At 55.9% G+C, this 23,766-nt stretch carries 24 protein-coding genes; 14 read left to right on the forward strand and 10 right to left on the reverse strand.

Going from position 1 to position 23,766, the window contains the following annotated elements; translation table 11 throughout:
• A complete protein-coding gene (locus KO486_RS01635) occupies positions 1-597 on the forward strand; it encodes an extensin family protein (RefSeq protein ID WP_252734453.1) in 597 nt (198 codons plus the stop codon).
• Here KO486_RS01635 and KO486_RS01640 read toward each other — a convergent pair.
• Positions 594-1,589: a DUF2125 domain-containing protein gene (locus KO486_RS01640; protein WP_216035486.1), complete on the reverse strand. Its 996-nt coding sequence runs from the start codon at positions 1,587-1,589 to the stop codon at positions 594-596. The genes KO486_RS01635 and KO486_RS01640 overlap by 4 nt on opposite strands.
• Before the next feature lie 65 nt (positions 1,590-1,654).
• Here KO486_RS01640 and KO486_RS01645 point away from each other — a divergent pair, with 65 nt between their 5' ends.
• The 3 genes from KO486_RS01645 (at position 1,655) to KO486_RS01655 (ending at position 5,323) form a co-directional block, all read left to right on the forward strand.
• Positions 1,655-2,176 carry a gamma-glutamylcyclotransferase gene (locus KO486_RS01645; protein ID WP_216035487.1) on the forward strand — a complete coding sequence of 174 codons (522 nt, stop codon included), beginning with the start codon at positions 1,655-1,657 and terminating at the stop codon, positions 2,174-2,176.
• Positions 2,177-2,245: 69 nt separating this feature from the next.
• Positions 2,246-3,424: a biopolymer transporter ExbB gene (locus KO486_RS01650; protein ID WP_216035638.1), complete on the forward strand. Its 1,179-nt coding sequence runs from the start codon at positions 2,246-2,248 to the stop codon at positions 3,422-3,424.
• A 3-nt stretch (positions 3,425-3,427) separates the two neighbouring features.
• On the forward strand, positions 3,428-5,323 hold the full coding sequence (locus KO486_RS01655) for a peptidoglycan -binding protein (RefSeq protein WP_216035488.1): 1,896 nt from the start codon (positions 3,428-3,430) through the stop codon (positions 5,321-5,323).
• 64 nt (positions 5,324-5,387) lie between these two features.
• On the opposite strand, the gene KO486_RS01660 is transcribed toward KO486_RS01655, so the two are convergent.
• From KO486_RS01660 to gloB, 3 genes are all read right to left on the reverse strand, one after another.
• Positions 5,388-6,347, reverse strand: a complete 960-nt coding sequence (locus tag KO486_RS01660) for a M23 family metallopeptidase (RefSeq protein WP_252734454.1) — start codon at positions 6,345-6,347, stop codon at positions 5,388-5,390.
• Complete coding sequence (gene clpA, locus KO486_RS01665; protein WP_216035489.1) at positions 6,347-8,668, reverse strand: ATP-dependent Clp protease ATP-binding subunit ClpA; 2,322 nt, start codon at positions 8,666-8,668, stop codon at positions 6,347-6,349. The genes KO486_RS01660 and clpA overlap by 1 nt, the downstream gene beginning before the upstream one ends.
• Positions 8,669-8,854: 186 nt before the next feature.
• On the reverse strand, positions 8,855-9,619 hold the full coding sequence (gene gloB / locus KO486_RS01670; protein ID WP_216035490.1) for a hydroxyacylglutathione hydrolase: 765 nt from the start codon (positions 9,617-9,619) through the stop codon (positions 8,855-8,857).
• A 62-nt stretch (positions 9,620-9,681) separates the two neighbouring features.
• Between gloB and KO486_RS01675 the strand changes: the two genes are divergently transcribed.
• The 9 genes from KO486_RS01675 (at position 9,682) to KO486_RS01715 (ending at position 18,115) form a co-directional block, all read left to right on the forward strand.
• Entirely contained in the window at positions 9,682-10,428 is a 747-nt protein-coding gene (locus KO486_RS01675) for a class I SAM-dependent methyltransferase (RefSeq protein WP_216035640.1), read from the forward strand.
• Positions 10,429-10,888: 460 nt separating this feature from the next.
• The gene (locus KO486_RS01680) at positions 10,889-11,449 is read left to right on the forward strand and encodes a F0F1 ATP synthase subunit delta (RefSeq protein ID WP_216035491.1); all 561 of its coding nucleotides are present in this window, start codon (positions 10,889-10,891) and stop codon (positions 11,447-11,449) included.
• Positions 11,449-12,984 (forward strand): F0F1 ATP synthase subunit alpha, encoded by a 1,536-nt coding sequence (gene atpA / locus KO486_RS01685; protein WP_216035492.1) that lies wholly within the window; start codon positions 11,449-11,451, stop codon positions 12,982-12,984. The genes KO486_RS01680 and atpA overlap by 1 nt, the downstream gene beginning before the upstream one ends.
• Positions 12,985-13,001: 17 nt before the next feature.
• On the forward strand, positions 13,002-13,874 hold the full coding sequence (locus tag KO486_RS01690; RefSeq protein WP_216035493.1) for a F0F1 ATP synthase subunit gamma: 873 nt from the start codon (positions 13,002-13,004) through the stop codon (positions 13,872-13,874).
• A gap of 19 nt (positions 13,875-13,893) precedes the next feature.
• Positions 13,894-15,318: a F0F1 ATP synthase subunit beta gene (gene atpD / locus KO486_RS01695; protein ID WP_216035494.1), complete on the forward strand. Its 1,425-nt coding sequence runs from the start codon at positions 13,894-13,896 to the stop codon at positions 15,316-15,318.
• Positions 15,319-15,369: 51 nt separating this feature from the next.
• On the forward strand, positions 15,370-15,771 hold the full coding sequence (locus KO486_RS01700) for a F0F1 ATP synthase subunit epsilon (RefSeq protein ID WP_216035495.1): 402 nt from the start codon (positions 15,370-15,372) through the stop codon (positions 15,769-15,771).
• A 130-nt stretch (positions 15,772-15,901) separates the two neighbouring features.
• Positions 15,902-16,423 carry a DNA topology modulation protein FlaR gene (locus KO486_RS01705; RefSeq protein ID WP_216035496.1) on the forward strand — a complete coding sequence of 174 codons (522 nt, stop codon included), beginning with the start codon at positions 15,902-15,904 and terminating at the stop codon, positions 16,421-16,423.
• A 38-nt stretch (positions 16,424-16,461) separates the two neighbouring features.
• On the forward strand, positions 16,462-17,664 hold the full coding sequence (locus KO486_RS01710; RefSeq protein WP_216035497.1) for an MFS transporter: 1,203 nt from the start codon (positions 16,462-16,464) through the stop codon (positions 17,662-17,664).
• A gap of 100 nt (positions 17,665-17,764) precedes the next feature.
• Positions 17,765-18,115, forward strand: coding sequence for an H-type lectin domain-containing protein (locus KO486_RS01715; protein WP_216035498.1), 351 nt, complete (start codon positions 17,765-17,767; stop codon positions 18,113-18,115).
• A gap of 2 nt (positions 18,116-18,117) precedes the next feature.
• On the opposite strand, the gene KO486_RS01720 is transcribed toward KO486_RS01715, so the two are convergent.
• Complete coding sequence (locus KO486_RS01720; RefSeq protein ID WP_216035499.1) at positions 18,118-19,137, reverse strand: ribose-phosphate pyrophosphokinase; 1,020 nt, start codon at positions 19,135-19,137, stop codon at positions 18,118-18,120.
• Between the two features lie 96 nt (positions 19,138-19,233).
• On the opposite strand from KO486_RS01720, the gene KO486_RS01725 reads away from it, so the two are divergent.
• Positions 19,234-19,830, forward strand: coding sequence for a 2-hydroxychromene-2-carboxylate isomerase (locus KO486_RS01725; RefSeq protein WP_216035500.1), 597 nt, complete (start codon positions 19,234-19,236; stop codon positions 19,828-19,830).
• On the opposite strand, the gene KO486_RS01730 is transcribed toward KO486_RS01725, so the two are convergent.
• The 5 genes from KO486_RS01730 to KO486_RS01750 all read right to left on the reverse strand — a co-directional run bounded on the left by KO486_RS01730 (position 19,827) and on the right by KO486_RS01750 (position 23,713).
• On the reverse strand, positions 19,827-20,867 hold the full coding sequence (locus tag KO486_RS01730; RefSeq protein WP_216035501.1) for a beta-eliminating lyase-related protein: 1,041 nt from the start codon (positions 20,865-20,867) through the stop codon (positions 19,827-19,829). The genes KO486_RS01725 and KO486_RS01730 overlap by 4 nt on opposite strands.
• A complete protein-coding gene (locus tag KO486_RS01735) occupies positions 20,868-21,338 on the reverse strand; it encodes a YcgN family cysteine cluster protein (RefSeq protein WP_216035502.1) in 471 nt (156 codons plus the stop codon). It lies immediately after the preceding gene.
• A complete protein-coding gene (locus tag KO486_RS01740) occupies positions 21,331-22,263 on the reverse strand; it encodes a bifunctional riboflavin kinase/FAD synthetase (RefSeq protein ID WP_216035503.1) in 933 nt (310 codons plus the stop codon). The genes KO486_RS01735 and KO486_RS01740 overlap by 8 nt, the downstream gene beginning before the upstream one ends.
• A gap of 36 nt (positions 22,264-22,299) precedes the next feature.
• A complete protein-coding gene (locus tag KO486_RS01745) occupies positions 22,300-22,743 on the reverse strand; it encodes a MaoC family dehydratase (RefSeq protein WP_216035504.1) in 444 nt (147 codons plus the stop codon).
• A gap of 94 nt (positions 22,744-22,837) precedes the next feature.
• Entirely contained in the window at positions 22,838-23,713 is an 876-nt protein-coding gene (locus KO486_RS01750) for a TIGR01459 family HAD-type hydrolase (RefSeq protein ID WP_216035505.1), read from the reverse strand.
• Between the last annotated feature and the right edge of the window lie 53 nt (positions 23,714-23,766).

Raw genomic sequence — 23,766 nt, forward strand, 5'->3', positions numbered from 1 at the left:
TTGGCGGCTTTTCTCGCGCTCGCGCTTGTCGCGTCCTGTTCGCGCGATGCCCCTGAGGCCGAAGCGCAGGTTGGCCCGGGCAATGTGTGTGGTGATCCGCAGCTGTTTGGCGAAACGATCGGCGACGTCGAAGGCTCTGGCGCATGTGGTGTTGAAAACGCGGTACGGCTGACGTCTGTGTCTGGTGTTACGCTGTCGACGCCTGCAACGATCACCTGTGGCACGGCGCGTGCTCTGAAAACATGGGTCGAGACGGGCGTTCGCCCCGTTGTCGGCGAAACGGGCGGCGGCGTGTCGTCCCTGCGGGTTGTTGCGCATTATTCGTGCCGCACCCGCAACAATCAATCTGGTGCACGCCTATCCGAACACAGCTTTGGAAACGCGATTGATATCGCGGGCATTGGCTTGGCTGACGGCAGTGAAATGACGGTTCTAACAGATTGGGGGACGTCTGGTTATGGCGCCCAGCTGCGTCAGATGTGGCAGGCGGCCTGTGGTCCGTTCGGCACGGTCCTTGGGCCCGAAGCGGACCGTCATCACCGCGATCATTTCCATTTTGATACGGCTGATTACCGCTCTGGCAGCTATTGCCGTTAACGCAGACGCGGAGCAGGGCCCAGCGGAAGTGGCCCCAGTGACATCTGGCCGTCTGTGATCATCAATGTTGTCGTTAACGTATCTGAAATGTGGGGGGTTTCGTCCAAACTGTCGATTATCCCCTCGTAGAACTGACGTTGCTCGTCTGGAATCGCACCAGCGATCACCGCGAGGTCTAGGACGGTTTGCCAGTTGCGGGCCGATAGCGTGATCGAACCGTTCAAAAGCCCTGCCTGATCAGGAACAACGTCACCAATCGCGGACAAGGACATCTCGCCCCATTCGAACGCAAATTCATGGATGCTGAGCATGTCAATCCGCGGCGGTGTTTCGCTGGCTCCGTTAAGCTGAAGGGGCGCGGATAATTCAACGTCGCTATCAAGGCGCAGGCTTTCAATGACTGCGGGTTGCGCGTTCCCAGGGTCAAGAAGCTGACGCAAGGCGTCGGGCAGAACGATTGCACGGGCCTCGATGTAGGCGTCATAGGTCTGGGTCGTTTCTGGCGTCAAGCGCATGGCTGCAAAGAGCCGTGCAAGGGTCAGCTCCGCACCCTCCTCGGATTGTAGGCGCGGATTAAGCAGCTCTAGCTCGGCCTGTTCAAAGGGCAGGGACGCATTGGGGCTAACCTGACCACGGGCGACCATTTCATCCGTGAACAGCGTCAGCCGCTCACCATCAATGATGAAAACCTGTTCTTGCGGGAAATAGGCGCGCACGTTGTTGGGCTGATAGGACAGGGCCAAGAGCTGAAAGATCGGCGTCTCCCACCGCACCGCCGCATCGGAGCTATCAATGACAAGGTCGGTCAGCGTCGTATCAAAACGGGACGGAAAGCCGCGCGTCTTGAGTGAGGAATAATCGATGTCCATCGGACCAGCGTCGATTTCAACGAGGGCCTCTGCCAAGCGCGTTTGGATTTGCGATTTGCCGACGAACCAGTATCCGCCATAAAGTAAGGCGAGAACAACGACAGCGACGATCAGTTTACGCATCTTTGGGCCTTTCACGAGCCAGTTGTTTGGTGTTTAGAGGAGCCGCAATAAAAGGACCATGGCTTATGACAATGTGGGTGTTTGGGTACGGATCTTTGCTGTGGAACCCCGGTTTTGAACCGGTTGAGGCCGTGACGGCAACGCTGTCAGGGTATCACCGCAGCTTTTGTATGTTGTCGATCCATCATCGCGGCACAGTTGAAGACCCCGGATTGGTGTTGGCGCTGGATGAGGGGGACGCCACCTGCACGGGCGTTGCGTTTCGTGTCGCCGAGCCCGAGGAAGACCGTGTTTTGGCAGAACTGCGCGAACGCGAGCTAATTTCAAGCGCCTATGTTGAACGTCATTTGCCCTTGGCGCTGCAAGACGGGCGCGGCGTGGATGCGTTGGCCTATGTGATCAACCGCGACCACGAACAATACTGTCAGTTCGATCTTGAACGCCAAGCGCAGATGATCGCGCGGTCAGTCGGCGGGCGCGGCCCGAACCCTGAATATCTGTTCAACACCGCCGAGCATTTGGTGAAGATGGGGATCAGCGACCCCGATATGGACTGGCTGGTTAAACGCGTGCGTGCGCTGGGTTAATTTTGTTTGGGAAATGTGCGGCTTGCGCATATGTTAACCGCAACAAACAACAAAGAGGTGCCTGATCCCATGGCAACAGGGGACCCTAAGGCCGAGCCGCAGTTCTCCCAACCTTGGCGCCAGATCATCTTGATGCTGGTCGGCTTGGGCTTGGTCTGCGCAGGTGTCATTCTAGCCTTTCCGCGTGTCGGACCGGTGTTTCTGGCGAACCCCTATTTGAACGGGTTCATCTTCGTCGTTTTCATTATCGGCGTGATGTCATGTTTTTGGCAGGTCTGGCAGTTGATCAAATCGGTCAGTTGGATTGAGGGATTTGCCGGCGAAAACGAAGCCACGCAGCTTATCCAAGCACCGGGGTTGTTGGCGCCTTTGGCGACGCTGATGCGGTCGCGCGGGGCGCGAATGAATCTGACGTCCAGTTCCAGCCGCTCTATTCTTGATTCAGTGTCTCAGCGGATCGACGAAGACCGCGAAATCACGCGGTACATCGTTAACACGCTAATCTTCCTTGGCCTTCTGGGGACGTTCTATGGCTTGGCGACGACCGTTCCGGCCTTGGTGGACACGATCCGATCTCTCACCCCGCAAGAGGGTGAAAGCGGCGCAGACGTGTTTGTGCGCTTGCAGGCAGGACTAGAAAGTCAGTTGGGCGGCATGGGCGTGGCCTTTGCGTCGTCTTTGTTGGGGCTTGCCGGATCACTAGTTGTAGGCTTGTTGGAATTGTTCGCAGGCCACGGTCAGAACCGGTTTTACCGCGAACTCGAAGAATGGATGTCCTCGATTACCCGCGTTGGGCTCGCGGCGGGGGATGAAGCAGACGGTGAAACCACCGCTATGTCAGGTGTGGTGGATCACATGGTTGACCAGATGGAACGCATGCAAGACATGTTCGCCGCCTCAGAGGCGAGCCGGACAGAGGCCAATCAACGCATCGGCGCTTTGGCAGAAGTCGTTGAAATTTTGGCAAAGAATACCGCAGGGACCAATGCAACAGAGCAACTGACCCGCGTCGCGGATGCGCAAGAACAATTGATCGTTGCGCTGAAGGACACTGGGATGGAAGGCATCGATGCCGAAAGCCGCATGCGGTTGCGTTCTATTGATGTCGGGATTTTGCGCATCCTCGAAGAAATGGCCGCTGGCCGACAAGAGGTCATTCACGATCTGCGCGCCGATATGGCAGGCCTGACCAAAGCTGTGCGCCAAGGCACGCGAGAGGCGCGCAAAACCAATCAGGACGGCACCTAAGCCATGGCGTTGAGCCGCAGAACAGGTGCGCGGTTCCAAGGCTCAATTTGGCCGGGGTTCGTAGATGCGATGACTGGCCTTTTGCTGGTTTTGATGTTTGTGCTGACCATATTCATGGTGCTGCAATTCGTTTTGCAAGAAACGATCACAGGTCAGGAAACTCAGCTGGACGAACTGTCGGCCGAAGTGGCCGCATTGGCGAACGCATTGGGGCTTGAGCAGGATCGCTCAGCCACATTGGGGAGCCAAGTCGGAGTTCTCGCGGGTGAGGTCACAGGCCTGCAGGCGGATCTGACCGAAAGCGAACGGGCGGTGGCTGAGCAAAATGCGATGATCGCCCGTCTCACCGGAGAGCGCGATGAGCTGTCGGCCGCGCTGTCTGATGCTGATACACAGATCACGGGCTACGAGGCACAGGTCGCCGGATTGTTGGCGCAACGCCGCGCCGCCGAGGTAACGATCGAAGGATTGGAAGCACGTGAGGCTGAGCTGCTGACGTCGCAAGAAGCAGCGGCGCTGGCATTGGCACAGGCCCGAACAGAGATTGACGAAGGCGAAGAAGCCGCGCGGTTGGCCGCGGCGCGTCGTGAAGCCCTTGAGGCGATGGTGGCCGAGTTGGAAACCGATGGGGCTGCGGCACAAGAACAGATCACCGCATTGGAAGCCGAGATGCTGGTCGATGCCGCCGCCGCAGAGGCCCTGCGCGAAAGGCTGGCAAGTGCGGACACCGAGATTACGGCGATGACGCTGGCGCTTGAGGAGCAACGTCAACAAGCCGAAGACACGTTGACGTTGCTGGCTGCGGCTGAAATCGCGCGAGAAGAACTCGACCAGAACCTTGCGATTGCTTTGCTGGCCCAACAAGAAGCGCAGGCGGCGGCCGACGCCGTGGGGCTGGATCGCGAGGCTTTGGCCGAACGGTTGGCCGCCGCATTGGACGACGCAGGGGCGACAACACAAAGCATGGACGCGCTCGAAGCACAGCTCGCCGAAGCGCTGATCGCGCGCACGGGACTCGAACAAGAGCTGCAATCTGCGACGACGGATCGAGAAACACTGGGCGCTGAATTGGCGGCAGCGGTTGCGGCGTTGGCCGCGGCCCAGTCTCAGTCAGGATCGGCTGAGGCCGATATTGATCGCCAGACAGCCCTATTGGCGCAAGCGAATGCTGCACTGGCCGAACAAGAAGCACTTTCAACAGAGAGCCAGCGGCAGGTGGCCTTGCTGAACCAACAAGTGAGTACGTTGCGAGGGCAGTTGGATCAGCTACAAGGGTTGCTTGATTTGGCAAACGACGAAGATGTTTCGGCCAATGTGCAGATAGAGACTTTGACCCAAGACCTGAATACGGCAATGGCGCGCGCGCTTTTGGCAGAGCAACGCAATAATGCGCTTGAGGCAGCGGAGGTTGCGCGGTTGGCTGCTGAAGCAGAAGAGCTTGAGCGCTACAGGTCAGATTTCTTGGGACTGTTGCGCGATGTCCTGGAGGGTGTGGACGGGGTTCGGATCGAGGGCGATCGGTTCGTGTTCTCATCCGAGGTTTTGTTTGAACAGGGCGCTGCGGAGCTTTCGGCAGAAGGACAGGGCGAGATTGCGAAGGTTGCCCAAATCTTGAGGGATGTCGCGAGTGATATTCCCGACGAGATTGAATGGGTTATTCGTGTGGATGGCCACACCGATAACGTGCCGTTGTCGGGCGCAGGGGAGTTCGCGAACAATTGGGAACTTAGCCAAGCGCGGGCACTGTCGGTTGTTCTGTATATGGTGAATTCGCTTGGTATTCCGCCAGACCGATTGGCCGCAAACGGGTTCGGGCAATATCAACCGATCAACCCGGCAGATACGGATGCCGCCCGCGCCCAAAACCGCCGAATCGAATTGAAGCTCACCGAGCGGTAATTTAAAGGCGCGGCTGCGCCGCCCATGATTAATGGTGCATTCCGTTGGCGTGAGCCAATCGCGGTCAGGGGAGGGTGACTGTGGCGGTCTGGCGGTCCAGTTCAATGCCATTACGGCTATGGATCACGACGCCATCGTAGAGGCCAGATTGCCAGCCTGCGTCTGGGGCATTCAATCCGCCCGCCCGCATGAAAAGCGCCTGTTGGCGGTCTAATACATCATCGGTTTCAAACAGCGGGCCGTCGGGACCATCGATAGCAATGTGCAAGACGTCACCCGGTTGTGCGCCAAACGCAAAGGCCCAAAGGACAATGGGCGCGTTTGCGGAAAGTTCGGGCGCGGCTGCGGTTCCTGCTTTGACGTCGAGGTATTCGGGCACTCTGTCGGAAAATCCGGTTGTGATCAGACCACCGGGAGGGGTGTCGAGTGGGACGTGCCAAAGGCTGGTGTCAGAAGGTTCGCCACAGGTGATCTGACCGTCAGGGTCAAACGGATCCACCACGTTTCCATCACGGCGCACAGAGATATGGACGTGCGGGAATTGGGTCCGCCCTGAAAGCCCGACTTCGCCAAGGATATCGCCAGTGTTCACGAAGTCCCCTGTCTGCACGACGACAGAGCCTTCTTTCATGTGGCAATACTGGGTTTCCCAGCCATCGCCGTGGGCGATGACGACGCCATTGCCACAGTCCCGCCCGTTGATTTCGCCATCAAGGTCGGGCGTGTAGATGATATCTCGCATGTCGTTGCGCACGCTGCGCACTGTACCGGAGGCCGAGGCCAGAACGTCAACACCAGCGTCCATGTCTGCGAGCGAGTGCAGGCCGAAGTCGGTGCCTTTGTGGGTGTCATAGGTTAGCGCGCCGCATTGGAAATCTGATGCGGCTTCGCTGGGGTCGTGATCGACATAGTTCTGGATATAGCAGGTCTCACCGAGCGCGCAGTCGATGGGGAGGTCCAATTGAAAATCCTGCGCCATGGCGGGCATGGCGCAGGATATCATGAGTGCAGTCAGGCGTATCATTAGTCCGCAGCGAGAAGCGGCGGTTTGTCTTTTGAGATACGAGCCTTTTCTGGTGGTTCGATCTGGAGATCCAGTTCGCCCTTTCTGGTGCCGACTTTGACGTGGCCACCTTTGGCCAGCTGTCCGAATAGCAGTTCTTCGGCCAGTGGTTTCTTGATGTATTCTTGGATGACGCGGCCCAAGGGGCGCGCACCCATTTTGTCGTCGTACCCTTTGTCGGCCAACCATTCGGCGGCTGGGCGGGTCAACTCGATAGAGACGTTGCGATCCATGAGTTGTGCTTCGAGTTGCAGCACGAACTTTTCGACCACTTGAAGGATGACTTCTTTGCCGAGCGGCGCGAAGGAAACCACAGCGTCCAGACGGTTGCGGAATTCTGGCGTGAAGGTCTTTTCCAGGGCCGCAGTGTCTTCGCCGGTGCGGCGATCACGACCAAAGCCGATCGCCTCTTTCGCCATTTCGGACGCACCCGCGTTGGATGTCATGATGATGATGACATTGCGGAAATCTGTTGTCCGGCCATTGTGGTCGGTCAGTTTGCCGTGATCCATCACCTGCAACAGAATGTTGTAGACGTCGGGATGCGCCTTTTCCATTTCATCGAGCAGAAGCACGCAGTGCGGGTTTTGATCGACGCCGTCGGTCAGCATGCCGCCTTGGTCAAAGCCGACATAGCCCGGAGGCGCACCGATAAGACGAGAAACCGCGTGTTTTTCCATGTATTCGGACATATCAAACCGCAAGAGTTCGACGCCCAAAGTATCTGCCAGCTGTTTGGCGACTTCGGTTTTACCCACACCTGTTGGCCCTGCGAACAGGTAGTTGCCGATAGGCTTTTCAGGTTCACGCAGGCCTGCACGGGACAGTTTGATCGCCGAGGACAGCGCGACAATGGCGTCGTCTTGACCGAACACAACCCGCTTGAGGCTGGATTCGAGATCTTTCAGCACCTCAGCATCGTCTTTGGTGACGTTCTTGGGAGGGATGCGTGCGATTTTCGCGACAACCGCTTCGATTTCCTTAGCACCGATGGTTTTACGGCGTTTGGATTCCGCGACCAGATGCTGAGCTGCGCCCGCTTCGTCGATGACGTCAATCGCCTTATCCGGCAATTTACGGTCGTTGATATAGCGCGCGGCCAATTCTACAGCCGATTTGATCGCATCAGCGGTGTATTTGATCTGGTGGTGGTCCTCGAAGTACGGCTTCAGGCCTTTGAGGATCTTGATGGAATCCTCAACAGACGGCTCGTTCACATCGATCTTTTGGAAACGACGGGCCAAGGCACGGTCTTTCTCAAAATGTTGGCGGAATTCCTTATAGGTGGTGGAACCCATGCAGCGCAGTTTGCCGCCCGCAAGCGCAGGTTTCAGCAAGTTGGATGCATCCATCGCGCCGCCGGACGTCGCGCCAGCGCCGATCACAGTATGAATTTCATCGATGAACAACACGGCGTCATCGTGATCTTCCATTTCGGTCATCACGGCCTTGAGGCGTTCTTCAAAATCGCCTCGGTAGCGCGTGCCAGCCAGAAGTGCGCCCATATCTAAGGAGTAGATTGTTGTGCCGGACAGAACCTCAGGCACTTCACCTTCGACGATTTTGCGCGCCAGACCTTCGGCAATGGCAGTTTTGCCAACGCCTGGATCACCAACGAGCAACGGATTGTTCTTGCGGCGGCGGCACAGGACCTGCACGCAGCGTTCGACTTCGTGGCTGCGGCCGATCAGTGGATCAACATCGCCTTCAGAGGCTTTAACATTGAGATCTACGCAGTATTTGGCCAAGGCGCTTTCGTCTTTGCTTTCTTCGCTCGCAACGTCTGCTTCTTCGTCCAGAGTTGGCGCACCAGAAACGGGGCGGCTTTCGCCGAATGCGGGATCTTTGGCGACACCATGGGCGATGAAGTTCACTGCGTCATAGCGGGTCATATCCTGATCTTGTAGGAAGTAGGCAGCGTTGCTTTCGCGTTCAGCAAAGATCGCGACTAGAACGTTGGCGCCCGTGACTTCGGTACGGCCAGAGGACTGAACGTGGATCGCAGCACGTTGGATAACGCGCTGGAATGCGGCTGTTGGAACGGCCTCAGAACCTTCAACCTCGGTCACAAGAGTGGAAAGGTCGTCGTCAATGAAATCTTCGAGCGTTTTGCGAAGCTCATCCAGATCAACGGAACAGGCCTTCATGACGCGGGCCGCGTCAGGTTCATCAACCAACGCGAGCAAAAGGTGCTCAAGCGTGGCGAGTTCGTGTTTTTTGGCATTGGCAAGCGCCAAGGCGCCATGAATGGACTGCTCAAGCGTGGTGGAGAATGATGGCACGTTGGTGCTCCTTCTTGATCGAGGGTCTATCGGCCAATTGCGACCCGCCTAGACCGTGGCCTCTTAGAGTTAAGTTTTGGCTTATTTCGCCGAGCTTCAAGGGAAAAATGGGCACAAAACCGTTACTGAGGGCCGAAAGTGGTGTTGAAGACTCTTTTTTGGGCAAGCAGGTAAGGGGTTGGAGGGCTATTGGAACGTATCGCGCTTTTTTCGAACTGCAGCGAAAACGTCGGTTGGATCTTGGTTTACCATGCTCATTGCGGATTGCAGTGCGGAAACATCCGCCCGCAGAAAGGGGTTGGTTCGTTTTTCCAGCCCCAGTTCGGATGGGACCGTCGGAAGCCCCGCAGCGCGGGTTTTAGTGATTTCGTCTATACGAGAGATAAGGTCAGCATTCTGAGGTTCAATAGTCAGAGCGAAACGTGCGTTGGTTTCTGTATATTCATGACCCGAACAAACCCGTGTTTCATCGGGCAGGATGCGGAGTTTCTGCATCGACTGCCACATTTGCGCCGGCGTGCCTTCAAACAAGCGGCCGCAGCCCAATGCCATCAAGCTGTCAGCTGTAAACACCACGCCTGCAGCTTCAACGTAGACAGCGATGTGGTTAATCGTGTGGCCCGAAACGTCAAAGACCTGCGCTTTTGCACCACAGATGGTCAGATCATCTCCTTCGCTGACGGCCAAATCGAGCGGGGGAAGCCGGTCTGCGTCGGCGGCGGCACCGATCACCCGCGCCGAACCGCGAAGGGCGGGCAGCCCATCAACATGGTCCCAATGGTGATGGGTCAGAAGGATATCGGTCAAAATCCACCCCTGCGCATCTAGTGAAGCCTGAATCGGCGCTGCTTCGGGGGCATCGACCAGCAACGTTTCACCGCTGTCTGAATTGTGCAGCAGGAATGCGTAATTATCTTCGAGGCAGGGGACAGTTAACAGTTCAAGAGGCATGGCATTGGCGTCCTTGATGGGTATGGTAGCGGTGAGTGTTACTGAAAGCAGGTGCCTGCGCAATGCATCTAGACGTGCATGATCTGAGAGAATTCTATTATCGCAGCACGTTGGGGCGTGCGGCCCAAAAGGTGATCCGCACTGAACTCACCCGCTTATGGCCTGAGGCAAAGGGGCAAACGGTTGTGGGGTTCGGCTTTGCGGTGCCATTATTGCGGCCCTTTATGGATGACGCGCGGCGGGTCATTGGGTTGATGCCGGGACCGCAGGGCGTCATGCCGTGGCCCGCGGGCCAGAAGAACGTCAGCGTTTTGTGCGAAGATACGCTTTGGCCGTTGGCGGCAGGGTCCGTCGATAAGTTGGTTTTGCTACATGGCTTGGAAACATCGGATCATCCGATGGCTTTGCTGGATGAATGCTGGCGGGTGTTGGGGCCGGGCGGGCGTGCGGTGTTTATCGTGCCAAATCGCGCTGGGCTGTGGTCTCGCGCCGACAATACTCCGTTTGGCTTCGGACGGCCCTATTCGCTGGGACAACTAGAAAGTCAGCTGCGGTCTGTCGGGTTGATCCCTGTAAAGACGCTTTCGACACTCTATCAGCCGCCATCGTCCAAGCGGATGTGGCGCAAGTTGGCGGGGACCATGGAGAACGCAGGTCGCCATTTGCCCGTGTTGGCGGCGGGCGGGGTGCTCATGATTGAGGCGACCAAACAGGTGCCTCAGCCAAAACGCCCAGGCCTAACGCAAGCGGTCAAACGGCCTCTGCGCGTTCTTGAAGGCATGGGCGGGCCGGTGGTGAAACCCGTTTAACGCGCGGGCCGCTTGGCTGAAGCAAACTGTTAAGCGTCCAAGACTCTTAAATGATTCTGAATCAGGGTCAGGTTAGCGGCGATCTCGACAAGCGGGAGTTGAAGGGCGCTCTGTTTTTGATGGGTTGCTGACTTTGTGCCAAAACGCCGCACCCCGTTGCAGTTTTTTATCAGAAAACTAGGGTTTGCACCGCTTCGTGCGGCGGCCATCTGGTTGCAAAGGCTAAGGAATGAGCATTTCAGAGCGGAAATGCCAGTAAAACGGTGCGAAAGTATTTCGGTATGCAAAGGTGTACTGAAACCCCTGCGCTTAACGTTTTGCACCGCAAGGCGGTTGCCCCGTTTGGAACCCTCTGCTACATCGACCCAGAATTAACTGCCCCGCGACTCTGTGGGGCTTTAATGTGACCCCCCAAAGCCTTCTCCTGAAGGGTCGGGGCCAAGACATCGGAAGGGTGGACGTGTCTGAATCAGCTTCGATTTCCTCCGGCATCGCAACACGCTATGCCACAGCCGTCTTTGACCTGAGCAAAGACGCCAAAGGCCTTAATGGTCTTGAAACAGATATTAACGCTTTGTCTGACGCCCTTGCAGGTAGTGACGACCTAAGCGATTTGATTTCGTCCCCACTCTATAGCCGCGACCAACAGGGCGCTGCGATCGGGGCCGTTGCCAAGAAAATGAAACTCTCAAAAACCATGACCAACACGCTGGCGCTTATGGCGTCCAAACGTCGCTTGTTCGTGGTGCCGCAGTTGGTCGCGTCTTTGCGTGACATGATTGCGGAACATAAGGGCGAAGTAACGGCTGATGTCGTTTCTGCCAAAGCCCTGACCAAAGCCCAATCCGACAAGCTGGCAAAGACGCTTAAGGCGTCCGTTGGCTCTGACGTGATTATCAATGCGACCGTTGATGAAACTCTCATCGGCGGTCTTGTCGTTAAAGTTGGCTCCAAAATGATCGACACGTCGGTCAAGGCGAAGCTCAACGCCCTCCAAAACACTATGAAAGAGGCCCGGTAATGGCGATCCAAGCTGCGGAAATCTCCGCGATCCTCAAGGACCAAATTAAGAACTTCGGTAAAGAAGCCGAAGTTGCAGAAGTTGGCCGCGTGCTGTCCGTCGGTGACGGTATTGCGCGTGTATATGGCCTCGATAACATTCAGGCCGGCGAAATGGTTGAATTCCCAGGTGGAATTCAGGGCATGGCGCTGAACCTCGAAGCTGACAACGTCGGTGTTGTTATCTTTGGTTCCGACCAAGACATTAAAGAAGGCGACACAGTTAAGCGTACAAACGCGATTGTGGACGTTCCAGTTGGCGACGAGCTGCTGGGCCGCGTCGTTGATGGCCTTGGTAATCCGATTGACGGCAAAGGCCCGATCAAAGCCAAGAAGCGTGCGATTGCGGATGCAAAAGCACCGGGTATTATCCCGCGTAAATCGGTTCACGAACCGATGGCGACAGGCCTGAAGTCTGTGGATGCGATGATCCCGATTGGCCGTGGCCAGCGCGAATTGATCATTGGTGACCGCCAAACAGGTAAAACAGCGATCGCGCTCGACACGATCCTGAACCAAAAGTCTTACAACGACGCAGCCAAAGACGAAGGCGGCAAGCTTTACTGTGTATACGTGGCCATCGGCCAGAAGCGTTCCACAGTGGCTCAGTTGGTTAAGAAGCTCGAAGAAGCTGGCGCGATGGAATATTCCATCGTTGTAGCTGCGACAGCGTCTGACCCTGCTCCTCTGCAGTTTCTCGCACCATACGCAGCGACTGCGATGGCTGAACACTTCCGCGACAATGGCCGACACGCTTTGATCATCTATGATGACCTTTCCAAGCAAGCTGTTGCGTATCGCCAGATGTCCCTTCTGCTCCGTCGCCCACCAGGCCGTGAAGCGTACCCAGGTGACGTTTTCTACCTTCACTCCAGACTTCTTGAGCGTTCCTCGAAGCTGAACGAAGACAACGGCTCCGGTTCTTTGACAGCTTTGCCTGTTATCGAAACTCAGGGTGGTGACGTGTCTGCGTTTATTCCGACAAACGTGATTTCGATCACCGATGGTCAGATCTTCTTGGAAACTGAATTGTTCTACCAAGGTATCCGCCCTGCGGTTAACACTGGTCTGTCTGTTTCTCGTGTCGGTTCATCCGCTCAGACATCTGCGATGTCCTCTGTTGCTGGTCCTGTTAAGCTGTCGCTTGCTCAGTACCGTGAAATGGCTGCCTTCGCGCAGTTCGGTTCCGACCTCGACGCGGCAACACAGCGCCTTCTGGCCCGTGGTGCACGTTTGACAGAGCTGATGAAGCAAAAGCAGTACTCACCGCTGACCAACGCTGAAATCGTTGTTGTCATCTTCGCCGGTACAAACGGTTACCTCGACAACGTTGACGTGTCTCGTGTTGGCGAATGGGAAGCTGCGCTTTTGAAGCACATGCATGCAAACCACGCGGATGTTCTTGACTGGATCACCAACGACGATCCTAAAATCAAGGGCGATGCCGCCGACAAACTTAAAGCAGCTCTCGATCCGTTCGCAGCTGATTTCGCTTAAGGGAAGGATGACGCCAAATGGCTAACCTTAAAGTCCTTAAAAACCGGATCGCGTCGGTCAAATCGACCCGCAAGATCACGAAGGCCATGCAAATGGTTGCAGCTGCAAAGCTGCGCCGTGCGCAAGAAGCGGCTGAAATGTCCCGTCCTTATACGGAACGTTTCAACGCTGTAATGGCTGGTTTGGCTTCTGCCGCTGGTGGTGAAGGCGCTCCGCGTCTCCTCGCCGGAACGGGATCCGACAACGTGCATCTGTTGGTCGTTATGACTGCTGAGCGTGGTTTGTGTGGTGGCTTCAACGGCAACATTGCCAAGAACGCCAAAGCACACGCCGCTGAGCTTGTCGCTGCCGGTAAAACTGTGAAAATCATCACAGTTGGCAAAAAAGGCCGAGATGCGATCAAACGCGATCTGGAAAGCCACTTCATCGGCCACGTTGACCTCACTGAGGTGAAGCGCGTGGGTTATGAAAACGCTCAAGACATCGCGCGCGATGTTCTGGCCCGTTTTGATGGTGAAGAATTCGACGTTGCCACGATCTTCTATGCGAAGTTCGTAAACGTTGTGACCCAGATCCCAACCGCACAGCAGATCATCCCGTTCAAAGCACCAGAAGGCGCGGAAGACGAAGATGGCACGCTTTATGACTACGAGCCAAGCGAAGAGGCGATCCTTGCCGACTTGCTGCCGCGCGCAGTTGCGACACAAATCTTTGCGGCCCTGTTGGAAAACGGCGCATCCGAGCAAGGTGCTCGTATGTCGGCTATGGACAACGCGACACGCAACGCTGGTGAGATGATTGACAAGCTGACGATCCAATACAACCGATCCCGTCAGGCCGTCATCACAAACGAGCTGATTGAAATCATTTCCGGCGCGGAAGCGCTGTAAGAGAACCGGAGAAACGACAATGGCAAACTCAAAAGGCAAAATCACACAGGTGATTGGTGCTGTCGTGGACGTTCAGTTTGATGGCGAACTGCCAGCAATTCTGAACGCGCTCGTAACAAGCAACAACGGCAAGGATCTGACGCTCGAAGTGGCGCAGCACCTTGGTGAAAACACAGTTCGCGCCATCGCGATGGACGCAACAGAAGGCCTCGTTCGCGGTCAAGAAGTTGTTGACCAAGATGGTCCAATCTCTGTTCCAGTTGGTAACGCGACGCTTGGCCGCATTATGAACGTCACAGGGGACCCTGTGGACGAGCAAGGCCCTGTGAAAACAAAAGCCCGCCGTTCTATCCACGGTGACGCACCAAAATTCGAAGACCAGTCCACAGCGACTGAAATTCTCGTGACAGGCATTAAGGTCATCGACCTTCTCGCGCCTTACACAAAGGGTGGTAAAATTGGTCTCTTCGGTGGTGCGGGTGTTGGTAAAACAGTTCTCATCATGGAATTGATCAACAACATTGCGAAGGTTCACTCCGGTGTGTCCGTGTTCGCGGGTGTTGGTGAGCGTACACGTGAAGGTAACGACCTTTACCACGAGATGATCGAATCCGGCGTTATCGTTCCTGACGATCTGGAGCAGTCCAAGATTGCTCTCGTATACGGCCAGATGAACGAGCCTCCAGGTGCGCGTATGCGTATCGCTCTGACTGGTCTGTCCCTTGCGGAACAGTTCCGTGATGACACGGGTTCCGACGTTTTGTTCTTCGTGGACAACATCTTCCGCTTCACACAAGCTGGTTCCGAGGTGTCCGCGCTTCTGGGTCGTATTCCATCTGCGGTTGGCTACCAGCCAACACTTGCAACAGACATGGGCGCCATGCAGGAGCGTATTGCTTCTACTAAGGGCGGTTCCATTACGTCTGTTCAGGCCGTTTACGTTCCTGCGGATGACCTTACTGACCCTGCACCAGCGACATCGTTTGCTCACTTGGATGCGACTACGGTTCTCGACCGTGCGATCTCCGAAAAGGGTATCTACCCTGCGGTCGACCCACTCGGTTCCACGTCTCGTTTGCTTGACCCGCTGATCATCGGCGACGAGCACTACAAAGTTGCGACAGACGTTCAGCAAATCTTGCAGCGTTACAAATCCTTGCAGGATATCATCGCGATTTTGGGCATGGACGAATTGTCTGAAGACGACAAAATGACTGTTACACGTGCGCGTAAACTCGAGCGCTTCTTGTCCCAGCCGTTTGACGTTGCCAAAGTGTTCACCGGTTCCGACGGCATTCAGGTGCCACTGGAAGACACAATCGCATCCTTCAAAGCGGTTGTTGACGGCGAGTATGACCACCTTCCAGAAGGTGCGTTCTACATGGTCGGCGGCATCAGCGACGTGATTGCAAAAGCTGAGAAAATGGCTGCAGACGCAGCTTAAGATCGGCCCCGACTGCGAGAGCAGTCAATTGTAAGATGTAGGAGCCTAACAATGGCAGACTTCAAATTTGATCTCGTGTCTCCTGAACGCCGCTTGGCGGAAATGGATGCAACAGAAGTTCAGATCCCAGGTGCGGATGGGGACATGACGGCTATGGCCGATCACGCTCCAACCATCACCACGCTGCGCCCTGGTATTCTGGCCGTCACCCATGCGGGTGGCGTCGAGGAATACATCGTATCCGGCGGTTTCGCCGAGATCAGCCCAACAGGCGTCTCCGTTCTTGCGGAAAAGGCGATCCCAAAGGCCGAGATCACAGCTGAGCAGATGCAAAAGCTGGTCGATGAAGCGCATGCCGCTCATCAATCCGCGGCCGAACTTGGCCAAGGCGTTGATGAAGCGGACATGATCCGCAACGCAATGGTTGACGTTGCAGGTCTGGTCGGCGCGTAAACGCAGGTCGTATTGAATTGAAGAATGGCGTCCCACTGGGGCGCCATTTTTCGTTTCTGAGATCACTTTGTGCGTTTGGGCATAGGTGAATATTCTAGTGAGGCAGTTCTGTTCGCGTTAGAGAATTACAATGAAACGCATCATTATCACGGGGGCCAACGGGTCCGGCAAAAGCCATTTTGCTGCGCAGTGCCACGGTGCACGGCCAGATGTTCCTTTGATGTCCTTTGACGCGATCAAATTGACAACCAACTGGATCCAACGCCCGCGATCCGAAATTGACGCAGATCTGGTGAACGCCATCCAAGGCGAGAGTTGGATTCTTGAGGGTGGCCCAAGCCTTTTGCCGCTGGCGCTCTCGCGGGCGGATGCGGTGGTCTGGCTCGATCCCCCCATCGCACTGCGCGCTTGGCGGTTGTTGAAGCGGCCCCTGAAAAGGCGGGGTATGACGCGCCCTGAGCTGCCTGATGGTAATCCTGACTATCTCATGGAACAATACCGCTTCGCATGGCGCTCATTGCGGAAGGATACGCAGTTTCGTGCATCGATTGCCGTGGCCTTGTCCGGCATAACGATTCCCTTATTGACGGTCTATTCTCGCGTTGATGCTGACAGTGCGTTGTCACTATGGGCGGGCGGGCACCCCGATTAGGGCTTGTCAGACAACACCAAAAGGCGTCACGTCGCCAAATGAACAACCGCGCCTACATCTTTATCCTGATCACCCTGATGATCGACGCCATCGGCATCGGGATCGTCTTTCCGATCATGCCCGACCTCATGGCGCGTGTTGGGGCTGTTAGCACGGGCGAGGGGGCATTGTGGGGCGGTATCCTGATGGCGTCTTATGCTGGGGCTTTGTTTCTGTTCGCGCCTATTATCGGCAGCCTGTCGGATGCGTTTGGCCGCAAGCCGGTCTTGATCGCCGCTTTGATCGTTCTTGCGGTCGATTACGCAATTATGGCCATGGCGAGCGTGTTCTGGGTTCTGCTGATCGGGCGGATCCTCGCAGGGGTGGCGGGGGCGACCTATACCACGGCGACCGCCTATATTGCCGACATCTCCAGCCGCAAGGAACGGGCCGCGCGATTTGGGATGATTGGTGCCGCCTTCGGGGTCGGTTTTGTCATGGGGCCAGCCATTGGCGGGGTTGCCGCTACTTGGCACATCGCCGCGCCGTTCTGGATTGCTGCGGCCATGTCTGCATTGAATGTGCTGTTCGGTGTGTTTGTCCTGCCCGAGAGCTTGCCCGCGCACAAACGTCGCCCCTTTGGCTTTCGAGACCTCAATCCGTTCAAGGCCATTATCGATGCCTTCAAAATACCTGGCCTCGCAATTCCGTTGATCTGTCTGTTCGTGTTTGAGTTCGCAAATATGGTCTACCCGACGCTTTGGGCGTTCTTTACCCGCGAGCTGTTTGACTGGTCTACGGCGATCATTGGTATGTCATTGGCGGGGTATGGTATTTTGCTGGCAGGAGTCCAAGGAGGCTTGATGCCTGTGCTTATTTCGCGCCTCGGTGAATTTAGAACGCTTCAGATCGGCGTGCTTTCGGCCTTGATCGGGTTTGTCGGCTTTGGCCTGATTTCGACCGTCACGGGACTCATCCTTGTTTTGATCTTTGCGGCGCTCTCGGATTTATCACCGCCGATGATGACCGCAATGGCGGCCAACACGGTAGAGGAAGACAAACAGGGGTTGGTTCAGGGGGTTATCGCGTCTTTGTCCTCAATCGCAGCGTTCCTGGCGCCGTTGGTTGCCACAGGGGTCTTTGAGTCCTTTGTGGACGACACCGGTCTTTATCTCCCCGGCGCGCCGTTCTTGATGGCGGCGGTCTTGATTGTTTTGATTATCCCGCTGATCTACCGATTGCGCAGCGTTGCTCAATCGTGACCGAAAGGGCTCTCGTCAAAACTGGGGCTTAAATCTGCCCAAATTTACTTCTATCACTGATCTTGGATGGATAATGGCCCCTTCGGGCTAACGGTAAGACATGAAACGACTAAGAAACCACTTGATCGGAGTGGACCATGGCGACGTGGTCCTGTTCTCTGATTTTGAACATGATGGCGTGATGTGGACGGGTGAGGGCGCCCGGCAAACGCGTGCGCATGTGGAATTTTCCGAAAGCTTCCGATCCAACCCGGTTGTTCAGGTGTCGTTGTCGATGTTTGATATGTCCAACAGCACCAATGCCCGCGCGGATGTGCAGGCCGAAGACATCACAACAGATGGGTTTGCCATCGTGTTTCGCACGTGGGGCGACAGTAAAATCGCCCGTGTGCGCGTGTCATGGCAAGCCTTCGGCGAACTGCGTCAAACCGATGAGTGGGATGTGTATTAACGTCAGACGTTGGAATACATAACTTCGTAAATTGGCTGCAACGTCTTGTGATCAAACAAAGATGATACGGATGTGCCGTTCCATGTGTTCATAATCGCCTGAGCAAACATCGGCGCGGTTGGCACGATGCGAATGTTCTTACAGGCTTTCACTGCGTCCGTCGGTTCAATCGTGTCCGTTATCACGAGGTTCTTCATCACCGAGTTGCTGACACGTTCGATCGCAGGGCCAGACAACACGCCGTGCGTAATGTAGGAGTGCACTTCCTTGGCACCGTGTTCCATCAGAACCTCAGCCGCTTTGCAAAGCGTGCCGGCTGTATCAACGATGTCATCCACGATCAGGCAAACACGGTCTTTTACGTCACCGATCACAGTCATCTCAGCAACTTCGCCGGGTTTCCCGCGGCGCTTGTCAACGATAGAGAGTGGCGCGCCAATCCGTTGCGCCAGATCGCGTGCGCGGGCCACACCGCCAACGTCAGGGGACACAACCATCACGTCTTCCATTTGCCCTTTGAAGTGGTGCATCGCGTCCAGCGCGAAGACAGGGCTGGCATAAAGGTTGTCCACAGGAATATCGAAGAACCCTTGGATCTGGGTGGCGTGCAAATCGAGCGTCAGGATGCGCTCAATGCCGGCTTCAACCAACATGTTGGCGACCAGTTTGGCGGTGATTGGTGTACGCGCCTTGGATCGGCGGTCCTGACGGGCATAGCCAAAGTAAGGGATCACAGCAGTGATACGGCCCGCAGATGAGCGGCGCAGCGCATCGGAAATGATCAGCAATTCCATCAGATTGTCGTTGGCTGGGTTCGATGTGGGCTGGATGATATACATATCCTCGCCGCGAACGTTTTCGTAAACTTCGACGAAAATCTCACCGTCGTTGAATCGTTCGACCCGTGCGTCCACAAGACCGACGTTGATGCCGCGATGCATAGACATGCGCTTGGCGACGTTTTCTGCCAACGGCAGGTTGGCATTACCGGAAATGAGTTTCGGCTCGATGAGGTTTGGCATGTGCAGGGGTCCCAGATGACAGATTCGTGACGTTGACACGGCGTAGCACGTCCTTAGGGTCTGACCAACAAACCAAGCACCGCTCAGGAGCACTAAATGCCAAATATCGACTATTACTTCGCAACCATTTCACCATTTACCTATCTGGCCGGACCAAAGTTCGAAGAGATCGCAAAGAAACACGGTGCGACGGTGACGTATAAGCCGCTGGACATCATGGCGTTGTTTGCCCGCACCGGTGGCGTCCCGCCAAAAGACCGCCACCCCAACCGTCAGGAATACCGCCTGCAAGACATGCGTCGTCGCGCGATTGTCACGGGCCAGCCGTTTACAATGAAACCAGCGTTCTGGCCGACAAACATGGCGCCGTCATCCTATGCGATTATCGCGGCACAAAACGCAGGCGGCGACGTGGGCGCACTGGTCAACGCGCTGACACGCAGCTGCTGGGCAGATGACAAGAACATCGCCGAGGATGACGTCATCCGCGCTTGTCTAGAAGAAACAGGGTTTGATCCTGCCTTGGCTGATAGCGGTTTGTTAGAGGGTGCAGACACCTACGCACGCAACCTTGAAGAAGCCGTCGCAAAAGGCGCGTTCGGCGCGCCGTTCTTTATCTCGGACGCGGATGAACGGTTCTGGGGCGAAGACCGCCTAGACGATCTTGATCGTCATCTCGCTGGCGACTTTTAAGCGTTTAGGGCGGCGAGGAACGCATCCACGCCGTCCGATCCCACCGACCAGTCACAGACCAGACGGCCAAGGACGGGCTCGTCGTCAGCCCCCTCAAGTGATCCCATGACGTAATATTGGGCACCTGCCGCTTGGACCTTTTTGTGCAGGCCACGCGGCATTTCAAAGAACATCAGGTTTGCCTCGGGCTCGTTGGGGAACGACACGTCTTTGTGCGCGCGCAACCCATCGGCCAGACGCTGGCCTGACGCATTCGCTGAAGTCGCCAAGTCGTGCCACAGGTTGTTCGTCAGATAGGCTTCTATTTGGGCGGACAGGTAGCGGTGTTTGGAAAACAGATGGCCACCGCGTTTACGGCGCAGCTCAAATTCCCAAGCGTGTTTCGGGTCAAAGAAGATAACTGCTTCGACACCCATCAGCCCGTTCTTGGTGCCGCCAAAGGACACACAATCAACACCGGCTTTCCACGTCATCTCGGCTGGGGTGCACCCCAACGTGACGATCGCATTGGAAAAACGCGCGCCGTCCAAGTGGGTTGCAACGCCAAATTCACGGGCAACGTCGGTCACGGATTTGATTTCATCCAGTGTGTAAACTGTGCCTTTTTCAGTGACTTGCGTGATGGACACGGGGCCGCGCTGTGGCCCGTGCACGCCGCGAGTTTCTTCGGCGTCCAATGCGGCCCGCAAGGTCTCTGAGGTCATTTTGCAGTTATCATCCCCGACCAACGTCAGCTTGGCGCCGCTATAAAACTCGGGCGCATTGCATTCGTCTTCGTTGATGTGACTGGGCTTGGTGCAAAAGATGGTTTCCCACGGCTTCGTCAGCGTTGCCAAGGCAATGGAATTGGCTGCCGTCCCTGTGGCTGCCAGATAGACAGCGGCTTCGGGGGCTTCGAACAGGTCGCGCATCATCGCTGTAACGCGGGCCATTTCTTCGTCTGCGCCATAGCCAAAACGAAATCCTTCGTTCGCGCGCATCACAGCCTCCATCACAGAGGGGTGGGCCGGGCCGGAGTTGTCTGAGGCGAAAAACATTTAATAAGGCTCCTCGATTATGTGGTCTTCCCAGTCGTCTTCAGGGGTGTTGGCTTCGCTGACGGTCAGGTCTTGCACCGATACGCCTGCATCATGAACCGATTGCGGTGTACCCGACACCAAAGGGTGCCAGTGGAACAGCGGTTTTCCCTCATGCAGAAGACGGTAGGCGCAGGTTTGCGGCAACCAATACATGTGTTCCTGAATGGTACTGGGTGTCAGCACGATGCATTCGGGGACATAGGTGTGGCGGGTTTTGTAGGACGTACAAAGGCAATCTCTGTCATCAAGAAGCTTGCAAGCGACGCGGGTCAACACGACCTCTCCGCTGTCTTCGTCTTCAAGCTTGTTCAGGCAGCATTTGCCGCAGCCATCACACAGCGCTTCCCATTCGGGCTGTGTCATCTTTGTGAGTGGGACATGGGCCCAGAATTCGGGCCGCACATCGCTGCGATCAATCGGATCAGACATTTGACAGAATTTCGCGCGCGCGTTCGCAGTCAGCATTCATCTGCGTGATAAGCGCATCAAGGCTGTCGTATTTTTCTTCGGGCCGCAGGTAGTCCACAAGTGCGATGCTAAGTTCCGCGCCATAAAGATCACCCGCAAAATCAAAGATATGGCTTTCGCAGTTGGGCGCATTCACACCAAACGTCGGACGAATACCAATAGAGGCAGCACCGTCATAGCTGCCTTTGTGGGGGCCATCCAGAACGTCAACTTTGACGGCGTAGACCCCAAACCTTGGCTGATGCAGTCCTTTAATCGACATATTGGCCGTCGGAAACCCAAGGTCGCGGCCACGTTGGTCGCCTTTGATGACGGGTCCGTCGATGCGGTGCCAATGGCCGAGCATTTCAGCCACGATGCGCAGTTCGCCATCGCTAAGTGCAGTCCGGATCGCCGTTGATGAAACATGACCAGCAGGCGTGGCGAGCAGTGGCGCAATCGTAACGCCAAAGCCGAACGCGGCGCCGAACGCTATCAGGTCTTCGGCGGTTCCTGCGCGGCCTTTGCCAAAACAAAAATCTTCACCGACCACGACATGGGTCAGCCCAAGGCGGTCTTTGATGAAGGTCTTCGCGAACTCTTCAGGTGATAGCTCAGCAAGGGAGGTGTTGAATGGCACCTCATAAAGGCGCTCAACGCCCAGCTTTTCAAGGCGGTGGGCCTTAGTGACGGCATTCATTAATCGGAATGCTTTCCCCTCTGGCGCAAAATATTCACGCGGGTGGGGTTCGAACGTTACGACGCCCAAGGGCGCGCCGTTCGCGACGCTGCGGGTCAGATCAATGACGGCTTGATGGCCTAAATGCACGCCATCGAAGTTACCGATGGCTGCCGCGGCGCCGCGATCTTGTGGGGCAATGAAATCTGGGTCTCGAATGATGCGCATAAGGCATCCGTAGCCCGCAAAACTGCAGGTTACAAGTCAGTCAAATTTGCGCGATGGCGCAAGCACAACGGCTTCGCCCTTGAGAACCTTCTTACCGTCGATTTCGCAGTAGGTTTCCATGGTGACGCGGCGCTTTGCGATGTCCATGTCCGACACCGTGACAACAGCCTCAACCATATCGCCGGGGCGCACAGGGGCCAAGAATTTCAGGCTCTGACCAAGGTACACCGTGCCGTGTCCGGGCAGTTGTTCACCGATAACCGCGGAAATAAGGCCAGCTGTCAGCATTCCGTGCGCAATGCGACCTTCAAAGATCGTGTCTTGGGCATAGGCATCATCGAGATGAACGGGATTGCGGTCTGTGGAGACTTCGGCAAACAGCTCGATGTCGCGATCTGTGATGATCTTACGCAAAGACCGAGACATGCCGATTTCGATGTCTTCGATACAGATGGTTCCGCGGGGCGCATTGTCGAGCATATCATGATCCATGGGGTAATAATAAAACTTCTAACGTAGATTGATTGAAACTTTATTACTTTGCAAGCGCAGCAATTGTCAAGAGATTCTTAACTTATTTCAGGAAGCCAATTGAGTAGGTCGGGGTCACCATTTCCGCAATAATGTAGGCATTTAAGGCATCTTCATCAGGCTGCTGCACGGTTTTGGTTTCCTCGGCTGACAGCCCGCCTGTGATAAACAGAGTGTCGATGTCTTCTTGTTGCCCGCCGAGGATGTCAGTGCGAATCCCATCTCCGATGGCGATGATGCGCGGATCAGACAGTGATCCGGCGAGTGCTGCGTAGCGTCGACGTGCAAGATCGTAGATCGGCGGGTGAGGTTTCCCGAAATAGAGGCTCTCGCCGCCCATTTCAGTATAAAGCGCAGCCAATGCGCCCGCACACCATTCACGTGTTTCACCGCGATCGACGATGATGTCAGGGTTGGCGCAAAGCAGTTTTAGCCCCTTGGATTTAGCATAAAGGAAATCAGCGCGGTTCACGTCCACGTCGGCTTGCGTATCAAAGGGGCCGCAGCAGACGATGCCCTCGGCCTGATCCAGCGTAACCTTTTGAATATCAACGGGACTATCGATGATGCTGAGCGGTTTGAAAAAGTCGTCATCACGGGGTGTTTCGCCCATAAAGTAGACCTTTTCACCAACAATACCACGAAACATTGCGGCGCGGGCGCTGTCGCCAGACGTCGCGATAGCGTCCCAGCAATCATCGGGTGCGCCCATATCGGAAATCTGTTTGGCCACAGAATCCCACGGACGAGGGGAGTTCGTAACGAGGACAACAATGCCGCCCGCCGCGCGGTAGGATTGCAAGGCCGCTACAGCGTCCGGATAGGCTGTGATGCCATTGTGAACACAGCCCCAAAGATCGACGAAAGCCACGTCGTATTGGGCAGAGATTTCGGCGAAAGAGGTGACGATCTGAGACATGAAAACGGGCCTTTCGGGCGATATGGTCCCGGTATGGTTCGGGTAAGGTTCAG

The sequence above is a fragment of the Octadecabacter sp. B2R22 genome, from assembly GCF_018861045.1.
Taxonomy (GTDB): Bacteria; Pseudomonadota; Alphaproteobacteria; order Rhodobacterales; family Rhodobacteraceae; genus Octadecabacter.

Coding starts and splice junctions, on each gene's coding strand:
- KO486_RS01640 (WP_216035486.1), bottom strand. CDS start 1,589: ATGCGTAAACTGATCGTCGCTGTCGTTGTTCTCGCCTTACTTTATGGC.
- KO486_RS01645 (WP_216035487.1), top strand. CDS start 1,655: ATGACAATGTGGGTGTTTGGGTACGGATCTTTGCTGTGGAACCCCGGT.
- KO486_RS01650 (WP_216035638.1), top strand. CDS start 2,246: ATGGCAACAGGGGACCCTAAGGCCGAGCCGCAGTTCTCCCAACCTTGG.
- KO486_RS01655 (WP_216035488.1), top strand. CDS start 3,428: ATGGCGTTGAGCCGCAGAACAGGTGCGCGGTTCCAAGGCTCAATTTGG.
- KO486_RS01660 (WP_252734454.1), bottom strand. CDS start 6,347: ATGATACGCCTGACTGCACTCATGATATCCTGCGCCATGCCCGCCATG.
- gloB (WP_216035490.1), bottom strand. CDS start 9,619: ATGCCTCTTGAACTGTTAACTGTCCCCTGCCTCGAAGATAATTACGCA.
- KO486_RS01675 (WP_216035640.1), top strand. CDS start 9,682: ATGCATCTAGACGTGCATGATCTGAGAGAATTCTATTATCGCAGCACG.
- atpA (WP_216035492.1), top strand. CDS start 11,449: ATGGCGATCCAAGCTGCGGAAATCTCCGCGATCCTCAAGGACCAAATT.
- KO486_RS01690 (WP_216035493.1), top strand. CDS start 13,002: ATGGCTAACCTTAAAGTCCTTAAAAACCGGATCGCGTCGGTCAAATCG.
- atpD (WP_216035494.1), top strand. CDS start 13,894: ATGGCAAACTCAAAAGGCAAAATCACACAGGTGATTGGTGCTGTCGTG.
- KO486_RS01700 (WP_216035495.1), top strand. CDS start 15,370: ATGGCAGACTTCAAATTTGATCTCGTGTCTCCTGAACGCCGCTTGGCG.
- KO486_RS01705 (WP_216035496.1), top strand. CDS start 15,902: ATGAAACGCATCATTATCACGGGGGCCAACGGGTCCGGCAAAAGCCAT.
- KO486_RS01710 (WP_216035497.1), top strand. CDS start 16,462: ATGAACAACCGCGCCTACATCTTTATCCTGATCACCCTGATGATCGAC.
- KO486_RS01715 (WP_216035498.1), top strand. CDS start 17,765: ATGAAACGACTAAGAAACCACTTGATCGGAGTGGACCATGGCGACGTG.
- KO486_RS01720 (WP_216035499.1), bottom strand. CDS start 19,137: ATGCCAAACCTCATCGAGCCGAAACTCATTTCCGGTAATGCCAACCTG.
- KO486_RS01725 (WP_216035500.1), top strand. CDS start 19,234: ATGCCAAATATCGACTATTACTTCGCAACCATTTCACCATTTACCTAT.
- KO486_RS01730 (WP_216035501.1), bottom strand. CDS start 20,867: ATGTTTTTCGCCTCAGACAACTCCGGCCCGGCCCACCCCTCTGTGATG.
- KO486_RS01735 (WP_216035502.1), bottom strand. CDS start 21,338: ATGTCTGATCCGATTGATCGCAGCGATGTGCGGCCCGAATTCTGGGCC.
- KO486_RS01740 (WP_216035503.1), bottom strand. CDS start 22,263: ATGCGCATCATTCGAGACCCAGATTTCATTGCCCCACAAGATCGCGGC.
- KO486_RS01745 (WP_216035504.1), bottom strand. CDS start 22,743: ATGCTCGACAATGCGCCCCGCGGAACCATCTGTATCGAAGACATCGAA.
- KO486_RS01750 (WP_216035505.1), bottom strand. CDS start 23,713: ATGTCTCAGATCGTCACCTCTTTCGCCGAAATCTCTGCCCAATACGAC.